We start from the raw sequence: 17073 nt of genomic DNA on the forward strand, positions 1-17073 counted from the left end.
CGAAACGGACTATGCTCCGTTTACATGGATGACCGTAACACAAACGGAGCACGATCCGTTTCGGTTGAGGTGGGGAGCCGCGCGCCACGGGCGGACGCAGCCCGCAACCGTGACCAGTTGCTCGCAGTGGCGACCCGCGTGTTCATGTCGGCCGACACCGAGCCGTCGATGCGTGCGATCGCCCGCGAGGCCGGGGTCGGCATCGCCACGCTCTACCGGCACTTCCCGACCCGTGAGTCGCTGGTCGACGCGGTCTACCAAGACCAGGTCGTGCGGCTGACGACCGGCGCCCGCGAGCTGCTCGGCCAGCTCCCCCCGGCTGCAGCGATGCGGCGCTGGATGGACTTGTTCGGGGACTGGATCGCGACCAAGAACGGCATGCTCGACACGCTGCTCGCGATGATCGAGTCGGGCGAGATCACCCATGCACAGACACGGACCGAGCTTCTGACCGCCGTCACCACGATTCTCGACGCAGGCCGCGCGGCAGGCGACCTCCGTTCCGACGTCACCGCCGAAGACATCACCGCCTCCCTCATCGGCATCTTCACCGTGACCCCCCGGCCGGAGCATGAAGCCAAGGCCAAGCGTCTGCTGAACCTCCTGATGGACGGCCTTCGGCCCGCCGCCCAGCCGACCTGAGTCCGCCCGGTCGGAGCACTGGTGACCGCTCCCGCCTGGGACTGAACCGTGACCATCGAGGTGGAGCCCACTGTCGGTGCCGTGTGATTACCTATCGCCAGGCGCGCCTGCGCGCGTGATCGGGGGTTGTCGCGGGGGCGCGGCCCTGGGGAGGGGAGAGCTGTTGTGACGGTGCGGCGGATATCAGGGGCGGCGCGGGGCGGCCGCAGGGGGCTTCTCGCGCTGCTGCTCGGGGCGTTGCTGATGGCGGTGGCCGCGTGCGGCGGGGGCGGTGGCTCCGACGACGACGGTAAGAAGGGCAAGGACGGCAAGGGCGAGGACCGGTCCAGGGCATCGCGGGCCGTGGTGACGATCGCGCCCAAGGACGGCACCAAGGGCGTGGACACCAGCGGTGCGCTGAAGGTCACCGCGGCCAAGGGCACCCTGTCCTCGGTCGAGGTCAAGGACGCCAAGGGCACTCCGGTCGAGGGGAAGGTCACCGAGGGCGGCAAGAGCTGGCGGCCCGACGCCCATCTCCGCTCGGACACCACCTACACCGTGGACGCGGTCGCCAAGGACGCCGACGGCCTGACCACGGCCGAGCACACGACCTTCACCACGCTGCGCCCCAAGAAGACCTTCCTCGGCGTCTACACCCCGGAGGACGGCTCGACGGTCGGCGTCGGCATGCCCGTCTCGCTCCACTTCACCCGCGGCATCACCCACCCGGCGGCCGTGGAGAAGGGGATCGAGGTCAGCGCCTCGCCGTCGGTGCCGATCGAGGGCCACTGGTTCGGCAACGACCGGCTGGACTTCCGGCCGGAGAAGTACTGGAAGCCCGGCACCAAGGTGACGCTCCGCATGGATCTGGACGGGGTCGAGGGCAGGCCGGGGGTCTACGGCGAGCAGCGGAAGTCCGTGACGTTCACCATCGGCCGCAGCCAGATCTCCGTCGTGGACGCCAAGTCCAAGAAGATGACGGTCAAGCGGGACGGCAAGACCGTCAAGACCGTCCCGATCACCTCCGGCGCGCCCGGCCATGAGACCTACAACGGCACGATGGTGATCAGCGAGAAGCTTCCGGTCACCCGGATGGACGGCGCCACCGTCGGCTTCGACGGTGAGTACGACATCAAGGACGTGCCGCATGCGATGCGGCTGTCGACCTCCGGCACCTTCATCCACGGCAACTACTGGGCGGGCCGGGCCACCTTCGGCTCGTCCAACGTCAGCCACGGCTGTGTGGGCCTGTTCGACCAGCGCGGCGGCGGAGACCCCTCCACCCCGGCGTCCTGGTTCTTCCGTACGTCGCTCATCGGCGATGTGGTCATCGTGAAGAACTCCGATGACGAAACCATTCAGCCGGACAACGGGCTCAACGGCTGGAACATGTCCTGGAAGAAGTGGAAGGCCTGACCCGGGCCCGAGCCTGACCCGGGCCCGAGCCTGACCCGGGCCTGAGCCTGACCCGGGCCCGAGCCTGACCCGGGCCCCAGCCTGGTCTGGCCCCCAGCCTGGTCTGAGCCTCAGGCTGGTCTGGCCCCGCCCCTCCGATTCCGTGTTAGCGGGCGCTAACCTGCGCTCATGACTGTGAACCTCGAGGTCGCCGACGGCGTGGCCACCTTCCGCCTTGACCGCCCCCCGATGAACGCGCTCGACGTCGCCACCCAGGACCGGCTGCGGGAACTCGCCGCCGAGGTGACCCGCCGCGACGATGTGCGCGCCGTGGTCATCTGGGGCGGTGAGAAGGTGTTCGCGGCGGGCGCGGACATCAAGGAGATGCGGGAGATGGACCACGCCGCGATGGTGGCCAGGTCCGGCGACCTCCAGGAGTCCTTCACCGCCGTGGCCCGGATCCCCAAGCCCGTGGTCGCCGCCGTCACCGGCTACGCCCTCGGCGGCGGCTGCGAGCTGGCGCTGTGCGCCGACTTCCGGATCGCCGCCGAGAACGCCAAGCTCGGCCAGCCCGAGATCCTGCTCGGCCTGATCCCGGGCGCGGGCGGCACCCAGCGGCTGGCCCGGCTGGTCGGCCCAGCCAAGGCCAAGGACCTCATCTTCACCGGCCGTCAGGTGAAGGCCGACGAGGCGCTCGCCATCGGCCTGGTGGACCGGGTCGTACCGGCCGAGGAGGTCTATGAGCAGGCCCACGCCTGGGCGGCGCGGCTGGCCCGGGGCCCGGCGATCGCGCTGCGCGCGGCCAAGGAGTCGGTGGACCGGGGGCTGGAGACAGATCTTGACAGCGGCCTGGCCATCGAACGGACCTGGTTCGCCGGGCTGTTCGCCACCGAGGACCGGGAGATCGGGATGCGCAGCTTTGTCGAGGACGGGCCGGGCAAGGCCACGTTCCGCTGACACCCGACCGATTCCGATCATGTCGGCCGGGAGCGCGACCCCGCGCATGCCCCGTGCGAGCGAATTTTCTTCGCCAACGGTCGGCCCTCGGATGACCGGTTCCGGTACGCTGGGTGATCGCGCGTGCGCGCGGTGACACCGCTGGTCGGGTGGGGTGTTGGGGTGCCCCAACTGCCTTTGGCATATGTCGGATCGGTTTTATGGAGCCTGGGGCTCCGGTGTTCGGAATCCCATGGTTCCGCCCCGGATGGCCTTTTGGGCGGCCATGATGGGGGGCATGGCGGGCTTGGAGGGAATGGAGCAGCCGCAGCCGCAGCCGCGCATGGGTACGGCGGCGGTGCGGGGGGCGCCGGCCGTCGAGGACGATCAAGCCCTCAAGGCGCTCGACCTCTTCGGAAACCCCGCCGCCGAGGAGGTGCGGCTGCCCTCCCGCCCCGAGTCCGCGGCGACCGCCCGCCGGCTGGCCGGATTTGTGGTGGTGCGCGACTGGGGTCTGGGCTTCCAGCTCGCCGAGCACACGGTGCTGCTGGTCTCCGAGCTCGTCGGCAACGCCGTACGGCACACCGGCGCCCGTACCTTCGGGCTGCGGATGCTGCGGCGGCGCGGCTGGATCCGGGTCGAGGTCCGTGACCCCTCCCGTGGGCTGCCGTGTCTGTTGCCGGTGGGGGAGCTCGACACCAGTGGGCGCGGGCTGATGCTGGTCGACCAGCTCTCCCAGCGCTGGGGGGTCGATCTGCTGCCGTGCGGCAAGACGACCTGGTTCGAGATGCGGGTGGCCGAAAGCTGATCGCATGGAGAGCCGTGCACACAGGGCCGTACAAAGGGAAGGGGCCCCTGTGCCGTCGCGCACCGACGGCACGGGGACCCCGTCCGGCCCCGGCCGTGGCGCGAAAGGGGTGTTCGCCCTGGCATTCGGGGGAAGCGACCTCGCTCGGGTCAATGGGGGTCGCGGCCCTGACTATCGCAGAGACGGAAGGGCGCTTCCAAGCCAATCCATGGTGAGGTGCAACACTTGCCTTGTTAATGGCGGGTAGCGGGACAAGTTTCCTTCGTTGTCCACCTCTCTCGAACGAATTTCCAGTGGTCCAGACCGTGGCGCGAAATCTTTCTTTGCCTGATGGTCCTTGGCATGGCCCTGCCCAGCGTCCACCATGGAACCGCGCTACGCGCGTCACACCCCCCAACGCGTCACACCTCCACGCGTCACATCCCCTTGTCCCGCTACGACTTCGGGAGACCCCCCATGGAAGCGCACGGCCGCACCCCCACCACCCGGCGCGCCCTGCTCCGCTCGGGCGCCCATCTCGCCACCGCCGCCACCGGACTCGCCGTCACCGGATTCGCCACGGCGGCCACCGCCGCCACCGCCCGCGCCGATGACAGACGCGGCCGCCGCGCGGCCGCCTACCCGCCCACCCACTGGATCCCGGCCTCGACCTCCAACTACCGGGTCTCCAGCCGCCCGACCTCATATCCGATCGACTTCATCGTCATCCATGTGACGCAGGAGACCTTCCCGGACGCGATGAAGATCTTCCAGGACCCGGCCAAGCAGGTCTCGGCGCACTACATGGTCGCCTCGGCCGACGGCTACATCGGCCAGTTCGTCCGGGAGAAGGACGTCGCCTGGCACGCGGGCAACAAGGACTACAACAACCGCAGCATCGGCATCGAGCACGAGGGCTGGGTGGACCAGCCGAAGTGGTTCACGGACGAGATGTACGCCTCGTCCGCCGCCCTGACCGCGGCCATCTGCGACCGCTACGGCATCCCCAAGACCCGCGACCACATCATCGGCCATGTGGAGGTTCCCGGCGCCGACCACACCGACCCCGGCCCGCTGTGGGACTGGGACCGCTACATGTCCTTGGTCAACGGGGCCTGACGTCCCCGGCCGCCGAAGAACAACGGGGTCCGAGCCGCGAACACGGCGACACGGCCGCCGGGCCGTTCGCCACCGACCGCTAATCTGTGCGGGTCAAGCACACGCACGGAAGGGGCGGACAGGTGGCGGACATCGAGGCGGCGCGCAAGGCGTTCGAGCGGTATGACCTCAACGGTGACGGTCAGATCACCGCGGCCGAGTACAAGAGCGTGATGGCGCAGCTGGGGGACCCGTATGTCACGGAGCCCGTCGCCCAGGCCGTCATCAACGCCCACGACTCCAACGGTGACGGGCTGCTCACCTTCGACGAGTTCTGGGCGGCCCAGAACAAGGACGACAAGAAGAAGGTCTGACCGGGCCGCATAGCGGCACGGCCGGCGCGTCAGCGCCAGCCGCGCCGCTGTGCGCTCGCCCGCCGTCTGCGGTCGTTGCACAGCAGACAGCGGCCGTAACCGGGCGGCAGCGGGTCGTCCGGATCCCCGTACAGCGGATCGACGGCCCCGCGCGGATGCTGGGCGCAGCCCGTGGCACCGTGCTCGGCGGTCAGCGACCCCGCCGCGGCGAGCGCCCGGCGCAGGGCGTCGGTGAGCACCTCCGTCTCTCGCCCGGAGGGTGCGGCGTCCAGCGAGAAGGCGATGTCCGACGCGGTGGTGAGCGCGCTGCGGAGTTCGCGCAGGTCTGCGTAGCTCATACCGGGCAGCGTAGGCGCACCCACCGACAACGCTTCGAGCGACCGGTCAGTCCGCGCTCTCCCGCGCCTCCGCCTCGGACCCGGCGGCCTCCTCTGCCCCGGCGGCTTCCTCGGACCCGCCGTCCACGCCCTCCGCCGCGTGGACGTCCTCCGCGTCCGCCGTCTCCTCGGCGGTGAGCGCCGCCGAACCGGGATTGGCCCATGCCTGGAGCGCGGCCTTGCTGGAGAAGTTCGCCACGTCCTTGTCCAGCGGGCGGTCGGTGTACTGGTGGATCTTCCACTTGGCCTTGATGCGCGGCTTGCCCGCCGTCACGTAGTCCGCTATCCACAGGCCGTCCCCGGCGTAGGACGTGGTGTCGTGGTTGAGCCAGAAATTCCGGTTGCAGTAGAGCAGGACGCGGTGCGTCGGACGCAGCTTCTTGACCTCGCGGATGAACCGGTCCTTCTCGGCGTTGCTGGCCCGGGTGCCGGAGCCGGTGGTCTCCCAGTCCACGGCGAGCAGATCGTGCTTCTGGGACGCGCACTTCTCGACGAAGTAACGCGCCTGCGCCGAGATGTTGCCCGGCCACAGGAAGTGGTAGAACCCGACGACACACCCCGCCTTGCGGGCCCGGGAGGCCTGCGAGCTCTGCTTCGGGTTGATGTAGGACCGTCCTTCGGTGGCCTTGATGAAGACGAAGGCCAGTCCGTCCGGGTCGAAGGTGGACTGGTACGAACTCACGTCGATGCCGTTCAGCATGGCGCCTGCCTCGGTTCAAGAACGGGTGAAAACACGGGTGTTATTCCCCCTCTCGCACCAAGGACCCTACTGGGACGGGATCGCGGTCCGCAGGCGTTCGGACGCACACAAAGGGTGCGAAGAGTACGAGAAGAGCGCAGGACGAGCACGAAGAGAAGCGGACCCGAGGGTTTGGCCATCCCCCGGGCCCTGTGGTGCCGCCCAATTGCACACGCCTGCCCGGATGGGAACGGGTCAGTCTGATGTCGTCGTGTTCTTCCGTTGAACTACCGCTCCACGAAGCGGGGCGGGCCGGATTCGAACCGGCATCCGACGACCGAGCCCGTGCCCGGTCGGTGCGGCGATCGGCGGCGAATGCTGAGGCTGGAGCAATAATCTGAGATTGAACGCGTGCCACGGGGGCACGGCCCGCCCGAGGACCGGGGGCTAAACCCGGCTACCTCCGTGAGGCGGACCCTTCCCTCTCGTGACCAAGTGCTCGGAGAGGTGGTCAAAACCTCCCGGACAACCGCGTGCATCACGACGAGCTTCAGTTTCAGCTTGCGCTCCTCGCGCACCCCGCGCCGCCGCTTGACCCGGCGGACGGGGAGTCCATGACGCTACCCGAACAGGTAGCCGAAGACCACCTCACCCACGCGCTGATCGGTGACGTCGATGCCGTTGGCCTCCTCGCGGGCGTACTTGACCGCCTGCTGGAGCTTCTCCACCCGGTCGAGCAGCTCATTGACGCGCCGCGCCGGGAGGGCCCCGGAGAACTTGACCGTCGTCCAGTAGCCGACGGGGATGTCCTCGTAGTAGACCTCGACCTGCGCCGGGTGCTTCTCCGTGGCCTCCGCCTTCACGTGGTTGCGGGGCACCTTCTTCGTACGGACGGTCCGTACGGCCTCGGTCTTCCAGCAGTCCGTCGACGGGTCGAGCGACCACGACTCGGCGGCGTCCAGGGTCGGCAGCCTGCGGATGAGAGCGGCGAGATCCGTCAGCTGCTTCTCCAGGAACAGCAGATACGAGACCGGCACATCGCGGAGCAGTGTGCGCCCCTCGACCTCGATGTCCGCGCGGGCCGCGCAGTTCGTCCAGTCCTTGGTGGCGGTCACATCGAACAGCCGGGTCAGTGTCGTCGCGGTGTCGCGGAGCACATCCTCCGCCTTCACCTGCACCCGCGTCGACTCGGGCGGCAGCTGCTCGCCCTCCTCGTCCTTCGGCTGATAGGTACGGGAAATCCCCGCCAGCAGTGCAGGCTTGTCCAGACGGCGCTGGGACGCCGTGAGGTCCGCCTGCGTCTTGGACTTGACGCCCTTCTCCACTGCGATGATCTGATTGAGTTTCGCCACGTGCGGCACGCTAGCAGGGGCGGCCGACCGTACTCGAACGATATTCGAAGGCGCTTTTTCGAGGCGGCGATTCCGAGTGCGGTGATATCCGGTATCCGAGTGCCGGCGATACTCGAGTGCGGCGATATCCGAGGCGGGCGTCAGGGGGTCTGGTCTCCCGGGGTCACGGGGGCTCCCGTCCGTCGGCGGGCTCCCGGCCCCGCAGCAGGCGGGTGGTCCGCGCGTACCAGGCCGACGAGGCCACCGCCGGCCCGGCCGCGAGACCGGCCACGGCCACCAGAAAGACCACGATGAGCCAGGTCAGAAGCGTGAAGACGGGACCGAGCGGGCCGAAGTCGGCGAGCCCGCGGGCCATCGCCACGGGCATGAGCAACCGGGAGAGGTAACCGAGCAGGACGGTTCCCGTACCGGCGAGCACGGCGCCCGGCAGCAGATGCGCCCAGCTGACCCGGGCGCTCAGCAGCAGATGCTGGGTCCACCACCACAGCAGGGCGGTCGACAGCAGGGACAGCACCAGCCCGGAGACGACCCCCGTACCGAACCCCCTGCGCAGCGGCGCCTGGACGAGGAGCGCCGCGAGCCAGACCAGCAGCCACAGCAGCCAGCGCCACGCCGCCACCCGGACCGTCGCCCTGGGCAGCCCCCAGCACCGTTCGCAGACCGCCTGGAGTGCCCGGCTGAACGCCGTCGCGGACACCAGGGTGACCAGCAGCCCGACGGCCCCCGAGGGGGTCTTGGCCGCTCCGGGGCCGGTGAACGTACGGCGCACCTGGTCGAGGACGTCACCGCGCACGCCCACCACCGAGCGCAGGGAGTCCGCCAGGAGGTTCTGGAGGGTGTCGGGGACGAAGGCCGCCACGACCATCAGCAGGGGCAGGGCGGTGAGGAACGCCTGGGCCGCCAGCCGGGTGGCGGCTTCCAGCGCGTTCACCGCCACCAGCCGCTCCAGGAACCGGGCGGCCGGGCCGCGGCCGACCGCGGTACCGACGCGCTCCCGCAGTGCCCGTAGCGCCCTCATGGCACACCGACCCGGCCGTCAGGGGTTCTCCCCCTGGCGGCCGCCCGCGGCGTCGGGGAGCCCGGTGGCACCGGGCGGGCCGGAGGCGCCGGCGAGGACGCCGAGCAGCGCCAGGACCGCCACGACGATGCCGAGGACGAGGCCGACGGAGGCCGGGGTGGGGTGGTTCCACAGCAGCAGGGCCAGCGCGCCGCACGTGATCACGACACCGGTGGTCCAGGCCCGGTGGGTGTCCAGCCAGCGGCCGAAACCCCCGGTGCGGGCTCCGGCGCGGGCCAGGCCCCGGCCGATGGCGCCGGTGCCGCGCGCCGCGGCCGAGCGGACGGCGCGGGCCCCGCGCCCGGGGCCGTACAGATGGGCGGCGAGCGCGGTGACGATCGCGACGACGAGAAGCGTGCGGGTGCTTTCGCGCAGGAAGCGTACGAGCGTGTCGAAGATGAAGGCCGCCGCGTCCCGGGGCAGGGTCGCGGGCGGGACGGAGTCCAGGTAGACGCCGCGCACCACGGCCAGGGCGACCAGCAGCGCGACCATCATCACCGCCGTGCCGACCCCGGCCGCCAGCAGTGTGAGCCGATGCGCGGGGGAGGCCCACACGGCGGACGCGGCGAGCACGGCCGTCACGGCGGGCAGCCAGGGGGCGACAATGTCGAGGAGACGCATCGCGCCCTGTGCCTCGTCGAGCTTGTCCGTCCGCAGCAGCGTGAACTCCCGGTCGATGTGCGGGATCTTGGCGGCCTTCTCGTAGCCCGCCCGGACGAGGCGCTGTTTGACGTTGTCGATGAGGGTGCCGATGTCCAGGACGACCGCGTTCCCACGGGCCTGGACCGCGCTGGTGCCCTCGCCGGTGAGGACCTTCACGACGGCGGCGTGGGCGCGCCGGTTGGCCGCGTCCCACACCAGCGGGAACTGCTCGCTGGTGATCGCCTTGTGCACCACCCGGTGCACGGCGTCGGTGAGGGCGCCCTCCAGCGGCCCGCCGAGCATCCGGGTGCCGTCCACGATGACGGACGGGGCCCCGGCCTTGTCCAGGTTCCGGGCGAGCTGGGCGGCGATGGCGGGCACGTCGACCTGGTCGACCACGCGTTTGGTGAGCCGGTTGGTGACGGCGGTCTGGACGGAGGGGTTCCTGGCGATCGGGGCGACGGTCTGTACGTACCGGTGCGGGTCGGTGATCTCTTCGTGCAGCCAGATGGCGACGACGGCCAGCGGGGAGAGCAGGACCGCCAGGACGAGCAGCACGCACGCGCCCGCGTGGCGCAGCCGCCGATGACGTACGGCCGCCGCCCCGCGCAGCCGCTCGTACTCCTGCCGCTCGCCCCCGCTGAGTGGGGGCGGCCCGGCGGGGCCGGCGGCGTCTTCGGGCGGAGCCATGAATCCTCCCTCGCGCGGGAGGGGGGAGGCACCACCGGAAAGCGGAGAGCGGCGGCGTTACGGGGCAACTCCTCGACCCGCGGGTCCGAGGTCCGAGATCCTGGAAACGCGGCGGTGGGCCGTAACGATTCGCGTCCGGACACTTTCCGCTGACGGCGGCCCGCACCCGGGACCGGCCCCGGAGGGCGCCGGGGCCGGTCCAGAAGACGGGTGCGGTGCCTCACCCGCCGCCGGGTACCCATGGGGACGGCGCCGGGACGTGGACCGCCCGTGGAGGCGTGGACGTCGTTCACCACCGCCGTGCGCGGCGGAGAGTTCCCGACCGCCTGAGTCGTGGCGCCACGCGGCCTCGTCGTTCTCGCTCGCACCCGGGAACAACGGAGCCGCGTCCCTTGGGTGTGCCCCAAGAAGCCGTAAGAAAATAGATCCACCCACGGCGACCGTGAGCTGGACAGTCGGGCAGACTGGGCGTGGCGTTGCCGGGATGGTTCAGTTCGCCTCGGTGGCTTGTGAGGCGGTGATGATTTTCTGTTTTTCCGACTCGTAAACTTCCAGAGCTGAAGGGTCGTGATCGTAGTAGGACTCCCAGAACCCTGGTCGGCTCCATGGTTCTGGGCACAGGGTGAACGACCCTGTTTCGTAATGTGCGTAGCGCCAAGTTGGTGGCAGGGCGGTTGAGGTCACGGTGAAAACCCTGCTGTCGAACAACGCCGGCTGCTCGCTCTCCGTGAATTCGATCCGGAAAAGTGCGCTTCGGCCGTAGGGAGTAAAAATTTCAAGGACGATGTATTCTCTTCCCTCTTTGAGGGCGTCGGTTCCTTGCAGCATCACGGTGTCTTCTGTGCGTGGTGGTGTGAACCTTGCGCGCATCTTTGCTATCTCCTGTTCAGGACGGCTTTGTAGTCATAGTTCAGCATTCGCCCTGTGGCGGGATTGTAGTAGTAGTGCACCTGGAAATCTCCGTAGGGTGATTGATGTGTGAGTGTTGTGTATTTACCCCAGTCGCTGAGTGTGCTGCCGTCCGAAGTCATGAGCCTGCGCACCTCGGGATTGCCGATCTGATCGCCGGGAATTATTCGGTACGATTTTGCTCTTGCCTCCGGGGTGAGCCAGCCGTTCTCGTTGAAGGGAGATGTGGCTGATTCTCGACGCAAGTTGTCGGCTAGGTGTTTTCCTCTCGCCGATCCAGATACAAAGTTTTCATTGGTGTCTTTCCCGTCCTTTCCCAGTACGTTCAGGCATTTCGGAGCCAGCCCATGGAGGTCCGTCCAGGTGTGGGGGTTGTGGACGTAGGTGGCCGGGTTGGGGGCAGGGGCGAGGCCCAGGGGGTCGGGGGTGAGATAGCGGGCGGAATCCGGATCGTAGTAGCGGTGGTGGTTGTAGTGGAGGCCGGTTTCGGGGTCGAAGTATTGACCGGGGAAGCGGAGAGGGGTGTATGTCGTGCTGTCGGCGGCCCAGGTGGTGGTGCCCCAGAGGGTGGTGCGGGTGTGCCACGCGATGGTGCCCGATTCGTCGACGAGCTCGGTGGGGGTGCCGACCAGGTCGGTGACGATCGCGAAGAAGCGGGCGTCGATCTCGCGTTGGGTGGTGGTGTCGGTGACGCGCTCGGTCTGGGCCAGGGGGCGGAGTCCGTCGTGGTCCCAGGTGAGGGTGACCGGGTGGGGGAGGTCCGGGGCGGTGGTGGTCTGTTCTATGAGGGTGGGGCCGTCCCAGGTGAAGGTGGTTTCCTCCGCGACATCACCCGTGGCGGTGAGGCGTTGTTTGGCGGTGCGGCGGCCGAAGGGGTCGTAGTGGTAGCGCCAGACCGTGCCGTCGGGGGTGGTGACCGAGGTGAGGCGGTCTTCGGTGTCCCAGGTGTAGTGCCAGATGTCGGGTTTGCGGGAGAGACGAGTCTGCTGGCGGAGGGTGAGGCGGCCGGCGGCGTCGTGTTCGTAGCGGACCGAGCCCGCGCCGGTGATGCGCGTGCCGGTGTAGGTGCGGGGGCCCGTCGCCTCCTGCGCGGGTTGTGTGCTCGGCCAGGTGGCGTGGGTTTGGTTGCCCGCTTCGTCGTAGGCGTAGGTCTCGGTCCAGCCGTCGGCGTGGACGGTGGTCACCCGGCCTGTCGGGTCCAGGCTGAAAGTGCGCCGGCCTGACAGGTGGTCGTCCACCGCGATGAGGTGGCCGTCGGGTCGGTAGATGTACGCCCGGTGGTGGATGGTGTCGGATGCGCCGGCCAGCGATTGCGTGGTCAGGCGGCCGAGCGGGTCCCAGGCGTTGGTGAGGGTGAGGGTGTGGCCGATGCGGCGCGTGGTTTCGCGGCCCGCCGCGTCGTGTGCGGAGGTGAGGGCGTGGTTCCCGGCGGTCAGCGTGGTGCGGTTGCCCGCCGCGTCGTAGGCGTAGGTGGTCTCCGCTCCTGCCGGGGTGCGGCGGGAGACACGCTGCCCCGCTGCGTCGTAGGCCAGGTGCAGGCTGCGGTTGTCCACGGTCTCGGACAGCATGCGGCCGACGGGGTCGTAGGTCCGGGTCAGTCTGGCGTCCGGGCCGACGGCCTCGAGTAGTTCTCCGGTCGGGCTCCAGCGGAAGGTCGATACCTGCCCGGCGGCGTCCCTTGCCACCAGGCGGCCCAGCGCGTCGTGGACGTAGCGGGTGCGCCGGCCCAGCGGGTCGGTACGGAGGCTGAGTTGGCCGGCCGCGTCGTGCTCGTACGTCACCCTACGACCGTCAAAGTCCGTCTCCGCTATCAGGTGGCCTGCCGGGTCGTAGGTGTAATTCCACGTCAGGCCCTGCGGGTTGGTGACCTGGGTCAGCCGCGCCGCCGCGTCGTGGGTGAAGGTGTAGCGGGCCCCGTCCGGGTCGGTGCGGGCGGCCGGCAGGTCGAAGTGGGTGTACTCGTACACGGTCGTACCGCCGACGGCGTCGGTGTGCGTGGTGCAGTTGCCCTCGCCGTCGTACGTCCACGACTCCGTCGACCCGTCCGGCCGGGTGCGGCGCAGGAGTTCGCCTTCCGGGTTCCACTCGTAGCGGGTCACCGCGCCCAGGGGGTCGGTCTCGGCCACGACGCGGCCGAACGCGTCCCGCCGGTAGTGGGTGGTGGCTCCCAGCGGGTCCGTGATCTCGATCGGGAGCCCGGCCCCGTCGCAGCGCACCCGGGTCGTCGCGCCCAGCGGGTCGGTGATGGCGAGCAGGCCGCCGCGCGCGTCGTAGAGGTAGCGGGTGGTGGCGTCGAGCGGGTCGGTGAGCGCGGTGCGGTTGCCCGCCGCGTCGAAGGTCTGCCGCCACACCGCGCCGCCCGGGTCGGTGATCCGCACCGGGTTGCCCTGTACGTCGAGCACCGCGTTGATCTCGCTGCCGTCCGGGCGGATCACGGCCGTCGGATGCCCGTGCTCGTCGTAGCGCAGGCCGGTGGTGCGGCCCAGCGGGTCGGTCTCCGCGACCGTACGGCCGGCCAGGTCATACGTGGTGCGGCTGACCGCGCCGGCCGCGTCGATCTCCCCGACGACCTGGTGCGCCTCGTCGATCAGACAGCGGGTGACCGCACCGTCCGGCGAGGCCAGGGTGGTGATCTTCAGACCGGGGAAGTCCGGGTCCACTCCGTCGTAGCCGATGCGGAGGGTGTGGTGACCGCCCTCGCCGCCCTCGGCGATGACCCGGTCGTGCTCGTCGTAGGCGTAGGAGTACCAGCGGTGGTTGGTGTCGGTCCAGGACGTGATCCGCCCGGCCTGGTCGTAGCCGAAACGCAGCGGCAGCCCCGCGGAGCCCGTCACTTCGGTGAGGTGGCCGTCGGTGTAGCCGTAGCCCCGCACCCGCACGTCCGCCACGTACAGGCCGGTGATCCGCTCGTTCTCCGACGTCAGCCGCAGCCGGTAACCACCGCTGTGGAGGATCTCGACAGGCGTGCCGGAAGCGTCGTAGGTGAAGGTGACGCGGTTGCCGTTGCGGTCGGTGATCTCCCGCAGCAGTGCCAGTGCCTCGTCGCGGTACGGGGTGAAGGCGCGGACGAGTCCGGTCCGCGGGTCGGTGACGGTGTACGTGCCGCCGTCCGCCGTCCGTGCCAGGGGCCACCGCGGCCCCTCGGCGGGCAGGACCGCGGTGCCGCCCGGCACCGGATGCGGATAGCCCAGCAGCAGGCCGTCCTCGGTGAAGAAGACCACGCCCTGCTGGTCGAACTCCAGTCGCTGGTCGGCCGTTGAGGCCCAGGCCGGGCCGAACCACCGCCCGGCGCGGTATCCGGAGTCCACCCGGCGGGAGAACACCAGCGGCAGCACACCCGGCAGCGCCACATCCGTCTGCGGCAGGAACATCCGTCCGGTCGCCACATCCACCGGATCGGTCCGGCCGTGCCGCACCCGGTCCCAGGTACGGGAGAACGCACCCCGGCCACGGCTCCGGAGGGCGCCGCGCGCCCATCGCATCGCCTCACGCGTCGCCAGTCTGGCCCCGACGCGGGAGGCGATCGGGGCCAGGGCACGCGGGGCGAGGCCCATCAGCAGGGTGTCTCCCAGCCCTCCACCCATGGCGAGTTCCAGCGGCAGCGCGTACGGCATGGCGAACATGGCCAGGGTGAGGAGAAGGGGAAGGCCGACCTCGAGGAGCTTTTCCAGAAGGAAGCGGTCGGTGCCGAGGATGTCGTAACCGGCGAGCGGGGCCTCGCCGTCGGCGATCGCCGGCCAGCGGGACAGCAGCAGGACGCCGACCACGAGGGTGCCCGCGCAGACGGCGACGCGGAACTGGACCAGGGCGACGGTCTCGCCCAGGGGAGAAGCGCTCGCGGCCCGGTAGCCGCGTACGGCGGAGATCAGGCGCCACAGGGTCAGGGCCAGCCCGGCCAGGCCGACGCCGATCAGGATGCGCAGCCCGGTGCCCTCGGCGAAGTACTCCTGGAGATCCTTCGTGGCCGGGAAGGAGCCCACCGCCAGATACAGCAGGGAGGGGACGGCCAGCAGCAGGCTGAGCATCAGGAGGACCTTATCGTGCCGTGGCCGGCGGGGCCGCTGCTCCTTCGCCCGGCGCCACAGCTGCCGTAAGGTCACGCCGTGCCATGCCTCCTGGCTGGAGGTGGCGTCCATGCGCCGGGTCTGCTCGGCGACCGGCTCGCGCAGCGGCCGCAGCTTCTCCGCGCGGGTGCGGGGGTGGGCCGTGGCGTACAGCAGAGCTCTGCGCCGCCGGGCGTAGCCCAGGGCGATGATCCAGGTGGCCGGGGAGCGCAACAGGGCGTATCCGAAGAGAGTTTCGGGGGCGGTCCGGCCCTGGCGTTCGGCGGCCAGCGCGACCTCGGGCTCGCGCCGCCGGCCTGCGCGGGACCGGCGCAGATCCCAGATCCACGCGGCGGCGAGGCACCCCAGGATGATCCACAGGCCCCACTCCCCGGCCAGCCTCTCCCGCCACTCCATCGCGGTGTCGTTGCCCTGGAAGGCGGCGGCGTAATTGGTCACCCAGTGGATCGCCACCGCCCCGGCCATCGGCAGCAGCGCCGCCGCCCGGGTCAGCGCGCGGGTACCGCACCACAGCAGGCCCACCGCCAGCCCGCCGAGCACGCCGGCGACGATGTGTACCTCGTAGGGGAGTGTCGGCCCGTCGACGACGTCGATGGTGCCGGCCGGTGACGGAAACCAGCTGCCGAGGATCTGCCCGAGGCCGGGAACGTACGGTTGACCGCTCAGTCCCTGGGCGATCAGCCAGCCTCCCTCATCCGAGGGAACGGCCTTGCCCGCGGACTCGGCGTACATCAGAAGGTTCTCCAGCAGGCTGAACCCCGCCCCGGCGGCGCCGCCCAGCACCACGAAGTCCGCCAGACCCCACTGCATCCGCCCGCGCAGCGCCCACCCCACGAGCAGGAGCGGTGCGACCTTCAGCAGCTCCTCCACCGCCGGGGCCGTCGTCCACGACACCACATCCATGACGGCCGCCAGAGACTTTTGCCTCGCGGTGGCCAACTGCCGTGCCACCACGAGCTCCAGCAGCATCGAAAGCACACCGCAGCCGTACGCGCCCACCCCGAAGGCGAGGAGCACCGTCGGCCACCGCACCGTCCGCACCGGCCAGGACAGCAACAACAGCTGTAGCACGGCCCATACCGACGCAAGCGCCATCCATAACGCCACGCCCCCAACCCCTCCGACGGTGTTACCGATCCGTCACGCTAAGTCGAACCGCCGTGCCGGACAAGGGACTTCATGGGCGAGTGGTACGGATGTGGCCGCACCGGAACGTGAACGAGTGCGCCACCCCTCGGGGTGGCGCACTCGGCCACGTTCCGGGCGTCCGGCGCTCACTGGTGCCGTGACGGGCGGGTGCGGGGCAGCAGGGCGGCGGTGATGACCAGCCAGACGAGCCCGCCGAAGCGCACGACCGGCAGCAGGTAGCTGAACGGGTCGGCCACCAGCGAGAGCATGGAGAGCATCCCCGCGGCGGCCAGGGCCAGCCCGGTCCAGGTCAGCGGGCGGGGCAGCAGGCGGGCCATCAGCCCGGTCACCGAGATGCCGGCGACGAGCATCGCGAACGTCACCGAGTAGGCGGCGCCGCCGGACAGGAACGACAGGTCGGCCAGCGCGCGGGCCAGGGCCGGATCGGCGTCCATGGGCAGGCGGCCACCGGCCCAGCCGAACAGCGCGCTGCCGCTCAGCGCCGCGGCCGCCAGCACCCCGCCCACCAGCGTGATCGCCGAGCCCGGTGCGGTGATGCCCAGCGCCCGCAGCCGGCGGTAGAGCACCGCTGCCATGAGCGCCAATGGCGTGGCCGAGGCGAACAGCAGCAGCGAGCCCAGCTCGATGGTGGTGCCGTGGTCCCGCGCGTACGTCAGCACGTCCTTGCCGGAGGCGTCGGGGCGCGGGGTCGAGCGGTTGACGACGACGTAGCCGATGGTCAGGACGGCGAACGCGAGCACGGGGGCCAGCAGCGGGGGCCCGCCCTGGGGGCGGCGGCCGGGGGTGTGCTCACCGGGGGTCGTCCGGGTGGGAGGGGTGGGGGATGTGGTCTGGGGGGTCGTGCTGGGCATGGCTTCTCCTCCGTTGGTCGGCCGGGTCCGTCGGTCGGGTCCGTCGGTCGGCCGGGTCCATTGGCCGGTCAGGACCGCTGGTCTGCCAGAAA

At 70.2% G+C, this 17073-nt stretch carries 13 protein-coding genes and 1 pseudogene; 6 read left to right on the forward strand and 8 right to left on the reverse strand.

The features are described from left to right. Positions 1 to 24: 24 nt before the first annotated feature. The 6 genes from N6H00_RS27730 (at position 25) to N6H00_RS27755 (ending at position 5211) form a co-directional block, all read left to right on the forward strand. A complete protein-coding gene (locus N6H00_RS27730) occupies positions 25 to 642 on the forward strand; it encodes a TetR/AcrR family transcriptional regulator (protein WP_268974540.1) in 618 nt (205 codons plus the stop codon). A gap of 165 nt (positions 643 to 807) precedes the next feature. Next, positions 808 to 2037 carry a L,D-transpeptidase gene (locus N6H00_RS27735; RefSeq protein WP_268974541.1) on the forward strand — a complete coding sequence of 410 codons (1230 nt, stop codon included), beginning with the start codon at positions 808 to 810 and terminating at the stop codon, positions 2035 to 2037. 168 nt (positions 2038 to 2205) lie between these two features. Next, the gene (locus N6H00_RS27740; RefSeq protein ID WP_268974542.1) at positions 2206 to 2973 is read left to right on the forward strand and encodes an enoyl-CoA hydratase/isomerase family protein; all 768 of its coding nucleotides are present in this window, start codon (positions 2206 to 2208) and stop codon (positions 2971 to 2973) included. Positions 2974 to 3250: 277 nt separating this feature from the next. Beyond that, positions 3251 to 3760: an ATP-binding protein gene (locus N6H00_RS27745; protein ID WP_268974543.1), complete on the forward strand. Its 510-nt coding sequence runs from the start codon at positions 3251 to 3253 to the stop codon at positions 3758 to 3760. A gap of 456 nt (positions 3761 to 4216) precedes the next feature. Next, positions 4217 to 4858: an N-acetylmuramoyl-L-alanine amidase gene (locus N6H00_RS27750; protein ID WP_268974544.1), complete on the forward strand. Its 642-nt coding sequence runs from the start codon at positions 4217 to 4219 to the stop codon at positions 4856 to 4858. Positions 4859 to 4980: 122 nt separating this feature from the next. Continuing rightward, on the forward strand, positions 4981 to 5211 hold the full coding sequence (locus tag N6H00_RS27755) for an EF-hand domain-containing protein (protein ID WP_268974545.1): 231 nt from the start codon (positions 4981 to 4983) through the stop codon (positions 5209 to 5211). A gap of 29 nt (positions 5212 to 5240) precedes the next feature. Here the strand turns inward: N6H00_RS27755 and N6H00_RS27760 are convergent, their stop codons facing one another. The 8 genes and pseudogenes from N6H00_RS27760 to N6H00_RS27795 all read right to left on the reverse strand — a co-directional run bounded on the left by N6H00_RS27760 (position 5241) and on the right by N6H00_RS27795 (position 16981). Then, positions 5241 to 5549 carry a hypothetical protein gene (locus N6H00_RS27760; protein ID WP_268974546.1) on the reverse strand — a complete coding sequence of 103 codons (309 nt, stop codon included), beginning with the start codon at positions 5547 to 5549 and terminating at the stop codon, positions 5241 to 5243. A gap of 190 nt (positions 5550 to 5739) precedes the next feature. Then, positions 5740 to 6288: pseudogene (locus tag N6H00_RS27765) on the reverse strand (glycoside hydrolase family 25 protein); the annotation flags it as partial. Between the two features lie 599 nt (positions 6289 to 6887). Further along, on the reverse strand, positions 6888 to 7619 hold the full coding sequence (locus N6H00_RS27770) for a DUF7873 family protein (protein WP_268974547.1): 732 nt from the start codon (positions 7617 to 7619) through the stop codon (positions 6888 to 6890). A gap of 163 nt (positions 7620 to 7782) precedes the next feature. Next, entirely contained in the window at positions 7783 to 8637 is an 855-nt protein-coding gene (locus N6H00_RS27775; protein WP_268974548.1) for a YhjD/YihY/BrkB family envelope integrity protein, read from the reverse strand. An 18-nt stretch (positions 8638 to 8655) separates the two neighbouring features. Then, positions 8656 to 10008 (reverse strand): hypothetical protein, encoded by a 1353-nt coding sequence (locus N6H00_RS27780; protein WP_268974549.1) that lies wholly within the window; start codon positions 10006 to 10008, stop codon positions 8656 to 8658. Positions 10009 to 10497: 489 nt separating this feature from the next. Next, positions 10498 to 10878: a hypothetical protein gene (locus N6H00_RS27785; protein WP_268974550.1), complete on the reverse strand. Its 381-nt coding sequence runs from the start codon at positions 10876 to 10878 to the stop codon at positions 10498 to 10500. 5 nt (positions 10879 to 10883) lie between these two features. Beyond that, entirely contained in the window at positions 10884 to 16076 is a 5193-nt protein-coding gene (locus tag N6H00_RS27790) for a DUF6531 domain-containing protein (protein ID WP_268974551.1), read from the reverse strand. Between the two features lie 179 nt (positions 16077 to 16255). Then, on the reverse strand, positions 16256 to 16981 hold the full coding sequence (locus N6H00_RS27795; protein ID WP_268974552.1) for a DUF4386 domain-containing protein: 726 nt from the start codon (positions 16979 to 16981) through the stop codon (positions 16256 to 16258). Between the last annotated feature and the right edge of the window lie 92 nt (positions 16982 to 17073).

Source organism: Streptomyces sp. S465 (genome assembly GCF_026898115.1).
Taxonomy (GTDB): domain Bacteria; phylum Actinomycetota; class Actinomycetes; order Streptomycetales; family Streptomycetaceae; genus Streptomyces; species Streptomyces luomodiensis.